General features: G+C 75.7%; 13 protein-coding genes. 5 read left to right on the top strand and 8 right to left on the bottom strand.

Annotation, left to right across the window (positions count from 1 at the left end):
- The first annotated feature begins 26 nt into the window (after positions 1-26).
- Both cds1 and ACZ6JT_RS22420 read left to right on the top strand, forming a co-directional pair.
- Positions 27-1,181, top strand: coding sequence for an L-cysteine desulfhydrase Cds1 (gene cds1 / locus ACZ6JT_RS22425; RefSeq protein WP_469212205.1), 1,155 nt, complete (start codon positions 27-29; stop codon positions 1,179-1,181).
- 43 nt (positions 1,182-1,224) lie between these two features.
- Positions 1,225-1,866 (top strand): hypothetical protein, encoded by a 642-nt coding sequence (locus ACZ6JT_RS22420; RefSeq protein WP_469212203.1) that lies wholly within the window; start codon positions 1,225-1,227, stop codon positions 1,864-1,866.
- Here the strand turns inward: ACZ6JT_RS22420 and ACZ6JT_RS22415 are convergent.
- Positions 1,838-2,326, bottom strand: coding sequence for an SRPBCC family protein (locus ACZ6JT_RS22415; RefSeq protein ID WP_469212201.1), 489 nt, complete (start codon positions 2,324-2,326; stop codon positions 1,838-1,840). The two genes, ACZ6JT_RS22420 and ACZ6JT_RS22415, sit on opposite strands and share 29 nt — an antisense overlap.
- Positions 2,327-2,972: 646 nt before the next feature.
- On the opposite strand from ACZ6JT_RS22415, the gene ACZ6JT_RS22410 reads away from it, so the two are divergent.
- Positions 2,973-5,363: a hypothetical protein gene (locus tag ACZ6JT_RS22410; RefSeq protein WP_469212199.1), complete on the top strand. Its 2,391-nt coding sequence runs from the start codon at positions 2,973-2,975 to the stop codon at positions 5,361-5,363.
- On the opposite strand, the gene ACZ6JT_RS22405 is transcribed toward ACZ6JT_RS22410, so the two are convergent.
- From ACZ6JT_RS22405 to ACZ6JT_RS22385, 5 genes are all read right to left on the bottom strand, one after another.
- Positions 5,305-7,767 (bottom strand): right-handed parallel beta-helix repeat-containing protein, encoded by a 2,463-nt coding sequence (locus tag ACZ6JT_RS22405; RefSeq protein ID WP_469212198.1) that lies wholly within the window; start codon positions 7,765-7,767, stop codon positions 5,305-5,307. The two genes, ACZ6JT_RS22410 and ACZ6JT_RS22405, sit on opposite strands and share 59 nt — an antisense overlap.
- A 211-nt stretch (positions 7,768-7,978) precedes the next feature.
- Positions 7,979-8,590: an Rv1733c family protein gene (locus ACZ6JT_RS22400; protein WP_469212196.1), complete on the bottom strand. Its 612-nt coding sequence runs from the start codon at positions 8,588-8,590 to the stop codon at positions 7,979-7,981.
- Between the two features lie 172 nt (positions 8,591-8,762).
- Positions 8,763-9,587 carry an MOSC domain-containing protein gene (locus tag ACZ6JT_RS22395; protein ID WP_469212194.1) on the bottom strand — a complete coding sequence of 275 codons (825 nt, stop codon included), beginning with the start codon at positions 9,585-9,587 and terminating at the stop codon, positions 8,763-8,765.
- Between the two features lie 52 nt (positions 9,588-9,639).
- Positions 9,640-10,143: a DUF6643 family protein gene (locus tag ACZ6JT_RS22390; RefSeq protein ID WP_469212192.1), complete on the bottom strand. Its 504-nt coding sequence runs from the start codon at positions 10,141-10,143 to the stop codon at positions 9,640-9,642.
- A 246-nt stretch (positions 10,144-10,389) separates the two neighbouring features.
- On the bottom strand, positions 10,390-11,568 hold the full coding sequence (locus ACZ6JT_RS22385) for a glycosyltransferase (RefSeq protein WP_469212191.1): 1,179 nt from the start codon (positions 11,566-11,568) through the stop codon (positions 10,390-10,392).
- Positions 11,569-12,210: 642 nt separating this feature from the next.
- Between ACZ6JT_RS22385 and ACZ6JT_RS22380 the strand changes: the two genes are divergently transcribed.
- Together ACZ6JT_RS22380 and ACZ6JT_RS22375 are read left to right on the top strand one after the other, a co-directional pair.
- Positions 12,211-13,002, top strand: a complete 792-nt coding sequence (locus ACZ6JT_RS22380; RefSeq protein ID WP_469212189.1) for a glutamate racemase — start codon at positions 12,211-12,213, stop codon at positions 13,000-13,002.
- 118 nt (positions 13,003-13,120) lie between these two features.
- The gene (locus ACZ6JT_RS22375) at positions 13,121-14,749 is read left to right on the top strand and encodes an ABC-F family ATP-binding cassette domain-containing protein (RefSeq protein ID WP_469212187.1); all 1,629 of its coding nucleotides are present in this window, start codon (positions 13,121-13,123) and stop codon (positions 14,747-14,749) included.
- On the opposite strand, the gene ACZ6JT_RS22370 is transcribed toward ACZ6JT_RS22375, so the two are convergent.
- Together ACZ6JT_RS22370 and ACZ6JT_RS22365 are read right to left on the bottom strand one after the other, a co-directional pair.
- A complete protein-coding gene (locus tag ACZ6JT_RS22370; RefSeq protein ID WP_469212185.1) occupies positions 14,701-15,645 on the bottom strand; it encodes an ADP-ribosylglycohydrolase family protein in 945 nt (314 codons plus the stop codon). The genes ACZ6JT_RS22375 and ACZ6JT_RS22370 overlap by 49 nt on opposite strands.
- Positions 15,642-16,232, bottom strand: coding sequence for a TetR/AcrR family transcriptional regulator (locus ACZ6JT_RS22365; RefSeq protein ID WP_469212183.1), 591 nt, complete (start codon positions 16,230-16,232; stop codon positions 15,642-15,644). Before ACZ6JT_RS22365 ends, ACZ6JT_RS22370 begins: the two co-directional genes overlap by 4 nt.
- Positions 16,233-16,265 lie beyond the last annotated feature (33 nt).

Raw genomic sequence — 16,265 nt, 5'->3', positions numbered from 1 at the left:
AGTACACCCATGAAGGAGCGCGGCGCATGAGCACCACCGGCACCACCGGCACCACCGGCAGCACCGGTACGACGGCGACCACCATCGACGTCGACCGCAGCGACGCGGACTACCGCGCCTGGCTGAAGGAAGCCGTCCGAAAGGTCCAGGCCGACGCGAACCGCTCCGCGGACACCCACCTCCTGCGCTTCCCGCTCCCCGAGGAGTGGGGCATCGACCTCTACCTCAAGGACGAGTCCACGCACCCGACGGGCTCCCTCAAGCACCGCCTCGCGCGCTCGCTGTTCCTGTACGCGCTCTGCAACGGCTGGATCCGCCCCGGACGCCCGGTGATCGAGGCCTCGTCCGGCTCCACCGCCGTCTCCGAGGCGTACTTCGCCAAGCTGATCGGCGTGCCGTTCATCGCCGTCATGCCGCGCACCACCAGCGCGGAGAAGTGCAGGCTCATCGAATTCCACGGCGGTGCCTGCCACTTCGTGGACGACTCGATGAAAATGTACGAGGAGTCGGCGCGGCTCGCGGCCCGTACGGGCGGCCACTACATGGACCAGTTCACGTACGCCGAGCGGGCCACCGACTGGCGCGGCAACAACAACATCGCGGAGTCGATGTACCAGCAGCTCAAGCTGGAACGTTTCCCCGAGCCCGCCTGGATCGTGGCGACCGCCGGCACCGGCGGCACGTCGGCGACCATCGCGCGCTACGTGCACTACATGCAGCACGACACCCGCGTCTGCGTCCCGGACCCGGAGAACTCCTGCTTCTTCGACGGCTGGACCGACAACGACCCGAACGCGAGCAGTGATTGCGGCTCCCGCATCGAGGGCATCGGTCGGCCGCGGATGGAACCGAGCTTCGTGCCCGGCGCCATCGACCGCATGATGAAGGTCCCGGACGCGGCGAGCGTCGCCGCCTGCCGCGCGCTGGAGACGGCCATAGGGCGCAAGGCGGGCGGCTCGACCGGCACCGGCGTGTGGAGCGCCCTGAAGATCATCTCGGAGATGGTGGCGGAGGGCCGTACCGGCAGCGTCGTCACCCTCCTGTGCGACCCGGGCGACCGCTACCTGGACAAGTACTACTCCGACGAGTGGCTGGCGGCCCAGGGGCTCGACATCGCCCCGTACGCGAAGACCATCGACACCCTGCTGACGACCGGGGTCTGGCGCGAGCCGGCGGCCTGACCCGTCGGGCGCCGGTCCCGCCGGTCCCGCCTGTGGCGCGACGGTGACCGAGGTGCGGGCCGTCCCCGCCAGCTCGAGCGGGCACAGCGGGTGCCGGGAGGAAGCCAGCGGCGACCGGGGCGTCGGCACCCTCGAGGTCGTCCCAAGGCCGGCCGAGGCGCCGGCCGTCGTCCCGCCGCCGCCCGTGACCGCGGGGCGGACGGCGTCGGGCGTGCTGCTGGTCCTGGTGTCGATCGGTACGTTCATCGGCGGCGCGCTGGGCGGGCACTGGTTCGCCGACGCGCCCGCGGCCGAAGCGGACCACGGGTCGATGACGCTCCCGGGCGGTGCCACGTGGGCGGCCACCGCGCCCGCGCCCGAGGCCGAGCTGCTGTTCCTGGGCTGGGTCTCGGTGTTCGCCCTGCTCGGGGCGGCCCTGCTGATCGCCTCGTTCGTGCGGACCCAACGGGCGTTCCGGGCCCGGATCTCGGCCGGCCGGGACGCCGCCGAGGAGGTCTGGTCCCGCGGCTGGTGCTGCGCGCGGTGCGCGGTGGTCCATCTCGGCGCGGGGCAGACGATGACCCTGCAGGAGTTCCGCAGGGCCGTCTGGGGTGCGGGGGGCTACGGAGAGCCGGCCGAAGTGCACCGCGCGAGCGGCCCGCGGGCGGATTCGGCGGCTACTGATCCGCCGCGCGCCGGGCGGTGAGCCGCGCGTCCAGAGTGCGGACGGCCGTGCGGAATGAGTGGCCCAGGCCCGGCCGGGCGGCGGTCAGGCCGAGTCGGAACGGAGCCGGGCCGTCCGCGGCGAAGGTCCAGCGGACGTGCGTGCCCGAGCCGGCCGGTGTCAGCCGCCACTCCTCCAACAGGGCCTGAACGCCGGGGGCGTTGGTCGTGTCGACCCGGTACGCGTAGCGCTGCCCGGGATCCGCGGCCATGATCGTCTCCTGGAAGCGCACGCCGCCCATCAGCCTGACCTCGCGGCCCGCGCCGCCGTGCGTGGGCCGGGCCAGGGTGACCGCCTTGAACCAGCGCGGCCAGCCCGCCACTTCCTCGGCGAGCGCCTGGTACACGGCCTCGGGCGGCGCCGCCGCCTCGGTGGCGAAGACCAGCCGGATCGGTGCCTCTTCGATGAAGTCCAGCCCCACCGGACGGAGTCGGCGAGCCATGGCGGTACCCCCTGGGACGAGGTTCGGGATCTGCGTGGGCGTCACCATAGCGGGGCGGTCCGGAGATGTCCGCTGCCGATCTCGAACGGATTCCCGGCGGGGCCGGATTCCCGGCGGGCCCGGACTCCCGGCCGGGCCGGACTCCCCGCCGGACTCCCACTCCGGTTCCCGGCCCCGGCCTCGCCCCAGGCCCGCCCCGGCCTCGTGCCGGCTCCGCCTCGGCTCTGCCCCGGCCTCGTGCCGGTCCCGCCCCGGCCTCGTGCCGACCCCCCGGCCTCGTGCCGGCCCCGCCCGCCCCGGCCTCGCCCCGGCCCCGTGCCGGCCCCGTGCCGGCCTCGCCCCGGCCCCGCCCGGCCTCGCCCCGGCCTCGTGCCGGCTCCGCCCCGGCCCTGCCCCGGCCTCGTGCCGGTCCCGCCCCGGCCCCGCCCGACCCCACCCGCCCGGCCCCGCCCCCGCCTCGTGCCGGTCCTCCCGGCCCCGCCCCGGCCCGCCCCGGCCTCGCCCCCGCCTCGTGCCGGCCCCCCGGCCCCGTGCCGATCCCAATGCATTCGCCCGCGTGGGGTTCCCCCGTGCGGGGCCTGTGCACGGGCGGCGGCGCGCGGGATGCTGGACCCGCGCCGATCCCGCCCCGCGAGCGGAGGCTCCTGTGCCCGACCGTCCCATCCCGGACCCTCCCCTCGCCCTCGAACTCCTCGTCCACGGAGTCGCCGGCGCCGCCCCCGGCGAGCTGCTCGGCGACCCGCGCACCGTCCGCGTCACCGGCGACTCCACCGCCGCCGTCTTCCGCCGCACCGAGGACGCCGACGCCGAAGCGCACCCCGAGCGGTACGCCGGACGGCCCGTCCCCGAGGCCTACTGCTGGTCCCGGCTCACCTCGGGCAACGGCGCCCGCGCCCTGTGGCTGCTGCTCCTGCCGTTCATGGTGGCCAACCTCGCCCACTGGGCCCGGCCGGCCACGCCCGCCGCCGACCCCGCGCCGCGCGCCGTGCGCACGTACGGGGTGCTCGTACGGATCCTCGCGCTCAGCCTGACCGTGCTGCTGATCGCCGCCGCCTGCGAGATGGCGCTCGACCTCTTCGCCTGGCAGTGCGCGGGCTCCGGCACCTGTACCGCATCCCGTTCCCGGCTCGCCTTCCTCGCGCCCGGAGGCGGCTGGTGGGCGCAGCCGGGGCGCCGCCTCGCCCTCGGAGCGCTGGTCCCCGCCGCGCTGACCGGGCTGCTCTGGTTCCTCTCGAACCGCACCTGGAGCGCCTACGAGTCCCAGCCGCCGCCCGCCGGCTCCGCCGACCCGGACGCCGCCTCCGGGACGGCGCCCGCGCTCGGCCGCCCGGGATTCTGGTACGGCCGCCGGATCGTGGCCCGGCTGCGCGCCGCGCACACCGCCGCCGGGCTGCTCACCGTGGCGGTGGCCGTCGCCGTCCCCACCGCCCGCTACGACCGGCGGGCCGCCGCCCCCGTACTCGAAGCGCTCGGCTGGGTCATCCTGGCGCTGCTCGCCACCGGGGCCGTCACCGTGGCCTGGGTCGTCTGCCGGCGCGGCCGCTCCGAGGACCGGGCCGACCACCGGCTCGACCGGGCCGCCGTCACGCTGCTGCCCCGCGCCGCCCTCGCCCTCCTCGCCGCCGTCCTCCTCCACGCCTGCTGGTCGCGCCCCGGCTGGGCCTCCACCGGGCGGCTCCCCGGGGACTTCGCCTTCGGGGTGCTCATGCTGGGGCAGGGCTGCTGCGTGCTCGCCCTCGCCGCCGTCGCCCGGTCCCTGCACCGGCGGGCCCCCGACCCGGCGGCCGCCCTGCACGGTCTCGGCGGACCCGCAGTCGCCATGCTCGGCTGCGCGCTCGGCGGGGTCATGTCCGGCGGGGTCGCCCAGCGCGTCGCCGACTGGCTGGACGGCGGGGGCACGCCCGGGATGGCGGGCGGCCCGCTGCCCGGGCCGCCGGTGCTGCTGTCGTGGCAGGCCGCCGTGTTACCGCCCATGCTCCTCGTCCTGGCCCTGCTCGGCGTCTGGTGCGCGGTGCGCGGAGCCCGTGCCCGGGTCCGGCTCGCCGCGACCGTGGCCGCCGAATACCCGGGGGAGGCGCCGGACGGGGCCCGCAGCCGCCGGATCGCCGGGGCGCGGACCGCGGCCGCGCTCACCGACTCCGCGCCCTGGTTCGTCGCGGCCGTCTCCGGGATCACCCTGGTGCTCGGCGCGGGCGCCCTCGCCGGGGCCTGGCTCAGCGGGCAGGTCCCGGGCGAGGCGGCCCGGGGGACCCACCCGCTGTTGGAGGGCGCCGCCCGCGCCGCCCAGGACGGCGGGTCCTGGCTCATCGGCCTCGGCATCGCCGTCTTCGTCACCTGGGGCCGTCGCGCCTACCGGGATCCCTCCGCCCGCCGGACCATCGGCATCCTGTGGGACGTCGGCACGTTCTGGCCGCGCGCCGCCCACCCCTTCGCACCGCCCTGCTACGCCGAGCGCGCCGTCCCCGACCTGACGTGGCGGATGGCCGGCTGGACCGGCCGCACCGGCGGCCGCCTGGTGATCTCCGGCCACTCCCAGGGCAGCGTGCTCGCCGCGGCGGCCGTCTGGCAACTCCCGCCGCCCGCCCGCCGCCGCGTCGCCCTGCTCACGTACGGATCCCCGCTCGGCCGGCTCTACGGCCGCTGGTTCCCCGCCTACTTCGGCCCCGGGCCGCTCGCCGCCCTGCACGACGAGGTCGACTGCTGGCGCAACCTCTGGCGGGCCACCGACCCCATCGGAGGCCCGGCGCTCCCCGGCGCGGGGCAGGACGTGGACCGTGGCCCGCTCGCCGACCCGATCGCCTACGGACGCAGCGTCCGCCACCCGCTGCCCGCGCCGATCCTCGGCCACTCCGACTACCAGGCAGATCCGGCCTTCGCCGCCGAACGCGACGCCCTGCTCGCCCGGTTGGAGGCGGCCGCGCGGGACCGGGCGCCCCGCCGGGCGGCAGCCGGGGGAGTACCCGCTCAGCAGGCCCGTGTCAGCAAGGAGCGGGCAGGGCCGGAAGGGCCGGGAGATCCGCCGGGTACAGCAGGGTGAGCTCGTCCGTACTGGGCTGGGACAGCTGGGCCACCCGGCCGGCGTGCCGCTCCACCATCGACTCGAAGGTCTGGCGCGCGGTCCGGCCGTTGCCGAAGGCCGGCCCCTTCGGCAGCTCCGTGAAGTACGCCAGCAGGGCCTCGGAAGTGCCCTCGCCGAGCCGGTACTCGTGCTCCTCCGCCTGCTGCTCGACGATCCGCAGCAGTTCCCCCGGCCCGTAGTCGCCGAAGGTGATGGTCCGGGAGAACCGCGAGGCCACACCGGGGTTGACGGTCAGGAAGCGGTCCATCTCCGCCGTGTACCCGGCGACGATCACCACCACCGCGTCCCGGTGGTCCTCCATCAGCTTCACCAGCGTGTCGATCGCCTCGCGCCCGAAGTCCCGGCCCGAGTCCTCGGGGGCCAGCGCGTACGCCTCGTCGATGAACAGCACCCCGCCGCGCGCCCGCTCGAAGGCCTCCTGCGTACGGATGGCCGTGGAGCCGATGTGCTCGCCGACCAGGTCCACTCGGGACACCTCGACCAGGTGACCGCGCTCCAGCACCCCCAGGGAGGCGAGGATCTCCCCGTACAGCCGGGCGACCGTGGTCTTGCCCGTGCCGGGGGAGCCGGTGAAGACCAGGTGCCGGCGCACCGAGGCGGCTTTCAGGCCGGCCTGCTGCCGCCGGCGGCCCACCTCGATCATGTCGGTGAGCGCGCGCACCTCGCGTTTGACGCTGTCCAGGCCCACCAGCGCGTCGAGCTGGCCCAGCACCTCGCCGGAACCCCGCACGACCGCCGCCGCGCCGTCCTCCGGCCGGTCCGCGGGCCGCGGTACGGGCGCGGACGCCTGGGCCGGGCGCGGTACGGACCTCTGCGCCGCCGTGACCGTACGGATCCCCGCCTGCGACCCCGCCGGCGCGCCGCCCGGGGCCGACTGGGCCGCCAGGCGCGGGCCGGACTCGTCGCTCGTGCACTCCTCGGCGAGCGGCCCGTCCTCCGCGAACTCGTAGCCGCCGCGGGCACAGCGCTCGGTGTGGCAGCGGGTCAGCGTGGTGCGGCAGCCGTCGATGACGTGGAAGCCGAAACCGGAACTACCCGTCACCCGACAGGCCGTGAAGGTGCCGCGGCCGCCCGCCGACACGTAGTACCCCGCCTCGGCCGGTGAGCTGACCGTGCACCGCTCCAGCGTCGGGTCGGCGCCCTTGGTCACGATCACGCCGGTCTGCACGGCGTCGATGGTGCAGTTGGCGAGGGTGCCGCCGCTGCCGTGGTCGCGGAACCAGGCACCGGTGGCCGCCTCGCGGATCCGGCAGTCGTCGAGCTGCGCGGTGGCCCCGTCGCTCACCGAGACGGCGGTGTTGCGGACCTGGGACAGGTCGCTGTCGACCACGTCGACGCGCGAACCCCGGTCCAGTACGAACAGCGCGTCCGGCACGTCGTGCACCCGGCAGGAATCGAGGGCGACGGTGGCGCCGTCGCTGATCCACACCGCCGGATAGTCGCCCGTGCTGTCGTGGATCTCGCAGGACTCGGCGTCCACGCGGGTGCCCGGGTCCCACACGGACAGACCGTTGCGGCCGAAGCGGCGGACCGTGGTGCGGCTGAGGGTGAGCACCGAACGGGACCGCAGGTCGACGGCGTTCTCCGGGATGTCGTGGATGTCGCAGCCGGCCAGGGTGAGGACCGCGTCGGTGTCGAGGGTGACCCCGTCGGCCGAGGTGCGGTGCACCGCGCAGTCGGTGAGCCGGGCCGTGGCACGCGCGGCGATCTGCACCCCCGCGCCCTTGACCTCGTACACCTCGCAGCCCAGTGCTTCCAGGCCCGAACCCTCGCCCGTGACCCCGATGCCGGCGCCCGTCGCGTGGTGGATGCGGCAGCGCTCCAGCCGGGGCCGGCCCCCGCCGCGCACGGAGACGCCGCTCTGCCCGGCGGCGACGACCTCGCACTCCTCGAACACCCCGCCGCCGCCGTCCAGTACGGCGATCCCGACGCCGGCCGGGTTCTCCACCGTGCACCGCCGGACCAGGGGCCGGGCCCCGGGGCCGCGCACCTCGATGCCGGCCGCCGAGTGGGTGCTGACCCGCAGATCCGTGAGCTCGGGGCAGCCGTCCTCCACCAGCAGCGCGGGCGCCGCCCGGTCCTGGCCCTCCAGGTACAGGTCCTGGACCACGGCCGAGGCGCGCACGGTCAGCGCGACCCCGTCGAGCGGGGCGATCCGCACCGACCCCAGCCCGCCCTCGGGCCCGCGCAGGGTGACGGCGTGGTGCAGCACCAGGTTCTCGCGGTAGGTGCCCGGGGCGACGGTCAGCACGTCCCCGTCGCCCGCGGCGGCGAGCGCGGCGGTCAGCGTCGGATACTCACCGGAGCGGCGCCGCCACCGCGAAGACCCGCCGTGCGTCACCTGGACCGTGCCCTGAACCATGGTGCTGTCGTGCCCCCACCCTCGTACTCGCGCTGCCGATGCGACCGAAGCCACTGAAGTCTGAAGCCACCGGAACCACTGGAGTCACCGGATCCGCCGCGGCCGTTCCGTGTGGTTCAGAGCCGTCGAAACGGCCGGGGCCACCGAAACCGCCGGTGCGACCGATCCGGGGGCTCCACCGTAGCGCGCGCGGAGCCGAAGAGGTGCCAGGTCAACTGCCCGCGCCCGCTCGACCCCAGTCCGGTCCGGCGGCCGCCCAGGCCCGGTCCAGACGTATGTACCGCTGATGCACGAGCCGGCGTACGACCAGGCGGCGGACCGTCTCGCCCAGCACGGCCACCCCGATCGCGGCGGCCAGGCCGGCCATCCCCGCGTGGAAGGCGGCCGCGGACGGGTCGAGCGGCTGCCCGACCAGCCGGCCGTGCGCATCGGTCCATATCCGGAACCGGTCGCCGGCGCGCGGCGGTTCCTCCGCGGCCGGCACGGTCCCCTCGTGGCTGCTGCCGTCCGGCGCGGTCCACGACGCCACGATCTGCGTACGGTGCGGGGCGGTCCGCTGCGCCGACGGGTCGGCGGACACCTCCTCCGCCGACACCGCCGCGGGCCGGACCACCACCGCCGGCACGAGATGCCGCTCCTGCCGCTGCTCCTGGGCGGCCTGCTGCAGCGTGCCGTCCACCCGCAGGCCCGCGACCCATCCGATGGCCGGAGCCACCAGCAGCACGCACACCAGCGCGGCGAACGCCACCCACGCCTCGAAGAGATCGGTCGGCCGGCGCAGCGGATTGCGCCGCCAACGCCACACACCCATTGCTGTCCGCATGGTCCGGCTCCCCCAACTTGTGCCAGTCTCCCTCTGCCCATGTGTTCCCGACTGATGCAACGGCCTGGTCGTGCCTGTTGGTTCCAGCGCGGACACGGAGCCCCTCGAAGGTGTCATTCCGAGCCGGCTGGTCAGTGCCGGCACGCCCTTCACCCTCTTCACCTCATGTGCGTCATTCCAGAACGCGGACCTCGTCGCCGACGCGCACCGTGCCCAGCCGCACCGGCACCAGCAGCCGCCCGAACGCCAGCGACCTGCCGATCCGCCGGTGCTGCCCCAGGGTCTTCAGGGGTTCCTTGCCCCGCTGCGCCGTCTCCTGGTCGGTGGTGGTCACGACGCACCGGCCGCATTCCCGCGCCCCGCGGAAGACGGCGTCGCCGATCGCGATGCGCCGCCAGTCGTCCTCCGCCCATGCCTCGGCCCCCGATACCACCACATTGGGGCGGAAACGGTTCATTGGCAGGGGGCCCTCCTCGGGATGCTCCCCCTGTGCGATCAGCGAGTTGAGCGCGTCCAGCGACGCGAGGGTGGTGATCAGCAGCGGATAGCCGTCCGCGAGGCTCACCGTCTCGCCCGGCAGTGCGTAGTCCGGGTCCACGGGACGGCGTACGGCCGGGTCGTCCAGATGCACCAGGCGCACCGGCTCTTCGAGGTACGCGCTGAACCAGTCGGCCGCGGCGTTCGCCGCGACCACGGTCTCGACCTTCTTCCCGAACAGGACGACGGGCTCCAGCGGACCCGGCTCGGGCACCTCCACGACCAGCTCCGTCATGCCCGGAGCGGTCACCGCGATCCGGTCGCCGGCCACCGGGCGGGCCGCCGCCAAGGCCAGCTGCGGATGGCGGCGTTGGGTGATGACGGTGCCCTCGGTGTCGACCAGCGCCCAGCGCCGGTCTCCGGACAGACCCCAGGGCTCCACGGCCACCTCGTCGGGAGCGGTCCCCGCTACCGACTTGACGGGATGGACATGGAGCGCCTGGACGTGCAATTTCGACATGGGGGAATACTGCCAGTCCCCTCCGCTGCCCCGGCGCCTCCCGGTGGCCCGGTCAGTAACCACGCCCCTGGTACTGACGGCCGTACGGGTCCTCGTACGAGGCCGCCGGCACCGGCGCGGGCACCTGCATCGGCCGCGGCGCGGCCGGACGCATGGCCTCGTACCCGGTGGCCATGGCGGCCGGGCGGGGCTGCTGCGGCTGGGGCTGCGGCACGTATCCGGTACGCGCTGGAACCTGCTGCTGCGGGATGTACGGGGCGGGCGCGTGCTGCAGCGGCATCGGTTGCGGAGCGGCCTGCTGCTGGTACGGGTACCCGTACCCGTGGGTGTTCTGTTGCTGGGGAGCCGGCGGCAGCGCGGGCAGCGCCGACGCCAGAGCCGGCAGGTAGCCACCGCTCGAATAGCCGGCACTCGGGGACTCGTAGGCAGCCGGAACGCGGATCGGGGCGATCTGCGGAGTGCCGCGTTCGGCGACGAGGGAGTCGTAGATGGGGGTGTCCGGGAAGGAGGGCGCGGAGTAGTAACCGCCGCCATAAGTGGAGCGGGGGGAGGTCATGGGACCTAAGTTAAGCCCACGACTTCACCGGGTCCATAGCGAGGTGCCGTCAATACCGCCCTGACCTGCATCTTCGCAGGTCAGGGCCGCACCTTTCACTTGACGTTCACGTGCACGATTCGCCACTTCCACCCCACCTTGTTCCCACTCGTACTCACCGGATGGGTGTTGCACCGACTTCGTGCTGACGCAGCGTCACAACGCGGTGACCTCGGATGATGCTGCGTCGGGCAGCAGTTCGTCGTTTCAGGCGTCGCTGGGACGGGCATAGGTACGGCCCTTCCAGGACGCCCCGCGGCCCCGATAGTGCTGGACGGCCGAGTCGACGGTCATCAGGAGGTACAGCAGGGCCGTGAACGGAAGCAGCGGCGCGAGCACGGCGGGCTGCCGGTAGTAGCGCAGCATCGGCAGGTACGTACCCGCCATCAGGAGCCAGGCGAGGCCCCCGGCCCAGGCGATCGGGGGCCGTCCGGCGGCGAGCCCCGTCAGGAGCGCCGCCGGGGGCACGAGGTAGACCAGCACCAGCCCGGCGACCGTCCCGGCCAGCAGCAGGGGCTGGTGGCGCAGTTGGGCGTAGGCGCTGCGGGAGACCATCCGCCACAGGTCGGCGAGCGCCGGGTACGGGCGCACGCTGTCCACCCGCTCCGCCAGCCCGAGCCAGATCCGGCCGCCGGAGCGCTGGACCGCGCGGGCGAGCGAGACGTCGTCGATGACGGCCTGGCGGATGCGGTCGGGGACCCCGGCGCGCACGGCGGTCTCGGTGCGCAGCAGGACGCAGCCGCCGGCGGCCGCAGCGGTCCGGGCGGAGGGCCGGTTGATCCGGCGGAACGGGTAGAGCTGGGCGAAGAAGTACACGAAGGCCGGTACGACGAGCCGTTCCCAGAGTCCGACGGTACGCAGGCGGGCCATCTGGGAGACGAGGTCGAGGTCGGCGGAGGTCGCGGCGGCGACGAGTTCGCGCAGGCTGTCGGGCTCGTGCGCGATGTCGGCGTCGGTGAGGAGCAGGAAGTCGGGCTCGGTGGCGTGCGCGGTGCGGGCGAGCGCGATGCCGTGGCGCAGCGCCCAGAGCTTGCCGGTCCAGCCGGGGGCGGGGTCGCCGGGGGAGGAGACGGTGAGCGGGAGCCCGGGCTGCCCGCCGGCCAGCCGGAGCGCGAGGGCGCCGGTGCCGTCGGTACTGCCGTCGTCGACGAGGATGACCTCGGCCTCGCCGGGATAGTCCTGGGCGAGGAGCGAGGGCAGGCTGCGGGGCAGCACCTCGGCCTCGTCCCGGGCGGGGACGACGATCGCGACGGACGGCCAGTGGGCGGGGGCGGTGCGCGGGGGAAGGCGGACGTCGGTCCGCCAGAACATGCCCTGGGCGAGGGTGAGCCAGAGCCAGGCGGCGAGGGAGGCGTAGGCCGCGCAGGCGGCGGTGAGGAGGCCCATGTCGGCAGTGTGCCGGGCCCGGGCGGACGTGTCGCGCATCGTCCCGCGCGCCGCGCCCCACCGGGCGGGCCGGGCCGGGGCTCGCGCCCGTGCCCGTCGGCCGGTCGCGGTGAGCCTCGACTCCTGCGGCTTGGGCCGGGGGCGGTCCGGGGGGCGGGCGGCTGCGCTCCTGCCGGGGTGGCCTCTCCAGCCGCATGTCCGGATCCGGTCCGGTTTCCGAGGCCGAACCGGCTGGACGGGGTGGGCTTCGTGACCGGGCTGGTCGGGGCGGCCCCGGGCGCGGCCCGGGCCGGCGGCCGTCGAGGCCGGGCTGCCCGCTCCGGCCGGTCCCCGAGCCGGACGTCCGGGTGCGGCGCCGGGTACCGGGTGCCGGGCCGGATGGTGGGGGATCCGCGTGGGTGGCTGCCGTACGGGGTGGTCCCGGGGGCCGGTCGGCCGGCCTGGTTCCGGCCGCATCGTCGGCCGTTGACGGGGCTGGAGCGGTCGGGTCGGGCGGTGCTCGAGGTCGGGCTCGTCGGGCCGGACCGGCCGTCGACGCTCGCCGTCCGTGGGGTGGCTCGGCCGCCGTTCCGGTGCTTCCAGGTGCTGCGGGTGTGGGCGGTCGCGGGGTCGGGTGAGGTGGGGGTCGACTAAGGTGGCCCGGTGAAGATCGCGCTCATGGACTCCGGAATCGGCCTCCTCGCGGCGGCCGCGGCGGTGCGCCGGCTGCGGCCGGACGCGGACCTGGTCCTGTCCTCGGACCCCGATGGGATGCCCTGGGGGCCGCGGACCCCCGCCGGTATCACCGAGCGGGCGCTCGCGGTCGCGCGGGCCGCCGCCGAGCGGCGCCCGGACGCGCTGATCGTGGCCTGCAACACCGCCACCGTGCACGCCCTGGACGCCCTGCGAGCGACGCTGGAGCCCGCGATCCCGGTCATCGGGACGGTACCGGCGATCAAGCCGGCCGCGGCCGCCGGCGGCCGGGTCGCGATCTGGGCCACCCCCGCCACCACCGGCAGCGCCTACCAGCGCGGGCTGATCCGCGACTTCGCCGACGGGGCCCGCGTCACCGAGGTGCCCTGCCCCGGGCTGGCCGACGCCGTGGAGTTCGCCGACGACGCCGCCGTGGGGGCCGCCGTGGCCGCCGCCGCCGAGCTGACCCCGGCCGACGTGACCGACGTGGTGCTCGGCTGCACCCACTACGAGCTGGTCGAGGGCCCCATCCGGGCCGCCCTCGCCGCGCGGACGGGCGGAGCCGAGCTCGTCTTCCACGGCTCCGCCGAGCCCGTCGCCGTCCAGGCGCTGCGCCGCGTCGGCGCCCGGCCGGAGCCCGCCCTGCCGCGCACGGGCGGACTGACCGTGCTGCGCAGCGGGCGCGAGGGTTCGCTGCCCGCCGCCGCGCTCACCTACGCCGAGGGGCGACTGCTCGCGGGCCAGGGCGCGCCCGTCGGCTGACCGGCGCCGACTGACCAAAAGAAACGAGACGGACCGTCTTGCTCAACGCCCGGACGGGGTTTAAGGTTGCGTGTATGACGAGACGAAACGGCTCGTCTCCTATCGAAGGGATCGCCCTTTGCGTGCTTCGCCCGCCTCCACCCAGATCGTCCTGTCCGAGGTCACCAAGAGCTACGACACCCGTGTCGTCCTTGACCGCGTGAGCTGTACGGTCCGGCCCGGCGAGCGGGTCGGCGTCGTCGGCGACAACGGCTCCGGCAAGTCCACCCTGCTCCGGCTCCTCGCGGGGCGCGAGCGCCCCGACCACGGCGAGGTCACCGTCACCGCCCCCGGCGGCCTCGGGCACCTCGCCCAGACCCTCGACCTCCCGCCCGCCGCCCGGGTCGGCGACGCGGTCGACCTCGCCCTCGCCGACCTGCGCGCCCTCGAACGCCGCATCCGCGCCGCCGAGTCCCGCCTGCACCGGGCCGGTCCCGAGGAGCTGGCCGCGTACGGGGACCTCCTCACCGCCTACGAGGCCCGCGGCGGCCGCGATGCCGAACGCCGCGTCGCGACCACCCTGCGCCACCTCGGCGAACGCCGCGCGCTCGACCCGGACCGCCGGCTCGCCACCCTCTCCGGCGGCCAGCGCTCCCGGCTCGCCCTCGCGGCGGCCCTCGCCGCCGAGCCGGAGCTGCTCCTGCTCGACGAGCCGACCAACGACCTCGACGACGAGGCGGTCGGCTGGCTGGAGGAGCGCCTGGCCGCCCACCGTGGCACCGTCGTCGCCGTCACCCACGACAGGCTCTTCCTCGACCGCGTCACCACCGCCGTCCTGGAGGTGGACCAGGGCCGCCGGACGGTCCGCCGCTACGGCAACGGCTACGCCGGGTTCCTGACCGCCCGCGCCGCCGAACGGGCCCGCTGGGAAAGGGAGTACGAGCAGTGGCGGGAAGAGGTGCGCAGTGCCGAGCGGCTCGCCGACACCAACATCGGGCGGTTCGCCGCCATCCCGCGCAAGCTGCCCCGCGGGTTCAGCGGAGCCGGCGCCTTCCGGGCCCGCTCCCGGACCCACGGCGCCGCCGCCCGCGTCCGTACGGCCCGCGAACGGCTGCACCGGCTGACCGAGAACCCCGTTCCGCCGCCCCCGCGGCCGCTCGTCTTCACCGGCCGCTTCACCGAAGGTGCCGCCACAGCGGTGGAGTTGGCGGATGTGGCCGTGCCGGGGCGGCTCGCACCCCTTTCCCTCGCGCTCGCGCCGGGGGAGAGGCTCCTGGTGACCGGACCCAACGGCACCGGGAAGTCGACCCTGTTACACCTGCTGGCCGGTGAACTGGGGCTCGCCCAGGGCCTCGTACGGACACCCCCGCGCGTCGGGCTGCTCCGGCAGGACGACACGTGGTCCCGCGAACCCCGGTCAGCCGTCGAGATGTTCGGCGAGGAGCGCGCGGAGCAGGCGGCCCGGCACGGCCTGCTCGCCCCGGACGACCTCGTCCGGCCGGTGCGCACCCTCTCGGCCGGCCAGCGCCGCAAGCTGGAGCTGGCCCGGCTGGTGGCCCGCCCGCTCGACCTGCTGCTCCTGGACGAGCCGACGAACCACCTAGCCCCCGCCCTGGTGGAGGACCTGGAGGCGGCCCTGGCCCGGTTCGGCGGCACCCTGGTCCTGGTCACCCACGACCGGCGGCTGCGCGGGGCCTTCCGGGGCCGCCGCCTGGAGCTTCAGCGGGACCCGGCGGCCGCCCTCCGGCCGGCCGCCGCGAGCCGCTGAGCCAGCGCCCGCAGGTCGTCCGCGTCCAGGACCCGATCCCCGAACCCCGGCAGCGGCACGTGGAGCGAAGCCGTCCAGGACTCCGGGACCGCCCCCTCGCCGTACCGGGCCCCGGCCAGGGCCCCCGTCACGGCGGCCACCGTGTCGGTGTCCCCGCCGAGGTCCACCGCGGCCCGTACGGCGTCCGCGAACCCGGAGGTGGTCCGCAGCGCCCACACCGCGGAGCCGAGACAGGGCCACACCGCCCCGTTGAACTCGGTGGCCAGGCCCGGGTGCCAGTCGGGGGCCAGTACGCGGCCGTACCGCTCGCGGTGGTCCGGGTGCACCGCGGCGAGGGTCGCCGGGAGGGCGGCGAGCGGATCGGCTCCGTCCAGGGCGACGCGCACGAGCTCGTGCAGGACCGCCGTGCCCTCCCAGGCGGCCCGGTCCCCGTGCGTCAGCGCCGCGATCCGCCGCGCGGCGTCCATGGTCCGCTCCCGTCCGGCGGCGGCGAAGTACACCGCCGAGGTGGCGGCCCGCATCAGGGAACCGTTGCCCGCCGCCCGGGTGTTTACCTGGAAGTGCAGGGCGGCCGCGAGGTCCCACGGCTCGCCGTTCGTCAGCACGTCCTCGGTCTGGAGGCCGATGTCCTTGGGCTGCCCGGCCGCCCACCGCCGGAACCGGGCGAAGACATCGGGGAGTTCGAGACCGCCCCGCTCCAGCAGGGACTCGCCTACCAGCACGGCCATCTGCGTGTCGTCGGTCGCCTCGCCCGGATCCCAGCCGCCGCCCCCGCGCATCTCCTCCCCGCGCTCGGTCAGTTGTCCGGCCGGGCCGAACTCGTACGGCGCGCCGAGCGCGTCGCCCGCCGCCGAACCCAGGACGGCGCCCACGGCACGGTCGAGGTGGGTGGTCACGGAGCCTCCTCGGGGCAGACGGCGGCCAGCAGGGTGCGGGCGAAGCGGTCGAGGTCGTCCAGGCCGGCCGCCGCCAGGGTGGCGGGGGCGCCGGACAGCAGGTGGGGGATGGCGCCGTGCAGTGCGAGGGTGAGGGCGCGGGCCCGCTCCGGATCGGCCGGCAGCCCCGCCGCGCGCAGCAGCTGCGCGTGCGCGGCGAAGTCCGCCGCGGCGATCGGATCCAGCAGCCCGGCCAGCCACGGCCGCCGCGTCCCCTCGGTCTGGAGCTCCAGGTACGCGAGGACGCGCGGCCGGCCGGGGCCGGCGACGTTCCGCAGCAGCCCGGCCAGCAGTGCCGCGAGCTGCTGTGCGTCGGCGGGCCCCGGCCCCGCGCCGGCCAGCGACGCGGCCACCGCCCGGTACTGCTCGACGCAGCGTTCGGCGACGGCCCGCAGCAGGGCGTCCCGGGTCGGGAAGTAGTTCTTGGCCGTGCCCGTGGGCACGGCGGCGGCCGCGTCGACGGCCCGGTGCGTCAGCCCGCGCCCGCCCGCTTCCGCCAGTACGCCGACGGCCGCGTCCCGCAGCCGGTCCCTCCGGTCCTGATTCACCTTGCCACCCTAACTACATCCGTGGTACCACAG

This window comes from Streptomyces sp. NPDC046308 (assembly GCF_055588065.1).
The sequence above is the reverse complement of the archived record's forward strand: the minus strand, read 5'-3'. Positions and strand labels throughout refer to the sequence as shown.

Bases quoted from the DNA above. Each gene is read 5' to 3' on its own strand.
- ACZ6JT_RS22395 (WP_469212194.1), bottom strand. From the start codon at position 9,587: ATGTCGAAATTGCACGTCCAGGCGCTCCATGTCCATCCCGTCAAGTCG.
- ACZ6JT_RS22390 (WP_469212192.1), bottom strand. From the start codon at position 10,143: ATGACCTCCCCCCGCTCCACTTATGGCGGCGGTTACTACTCCGCGCCC.
- ACZ6JT_RS22385 (WP_469212191.1), bottom strand. From the start codon at position 11,568: ATGGGCCTCCTCACCGCCGCCTGCGCGGCCTACGCCTCCCTCGCCGCC.
- ACZ6JT_RS22405 (WP_469212198.1), bottom strand. From the start codon at position 7,767: ATGGTTCAGGGCACGGTCCAGGTGACGCACGGCGGGTCTTCGCGGTGG.
- cds1 (WP_469212205.1), top strand. From the start codon at position 27: ATGAGCACCACCGGCACCACCGGCACCACCGGCAGCACCGGTACGACG.
- ACZ6JT_RS22400 (WP_469212196.1), bottom strand. From the start codon at position 8,590: ATGCGGACAGCAATGGGTGTGTGGCGTTGGCGGCGCAATCCGCTGCGC.
- ACZ6JT_RS22415 (WP_469212201.1), bottom strand. From the start codon at position 2,326: ATGGCTCGCCGACTCCGTCCGGTGGGGCTGGACTTCATCGAAGAGGCA.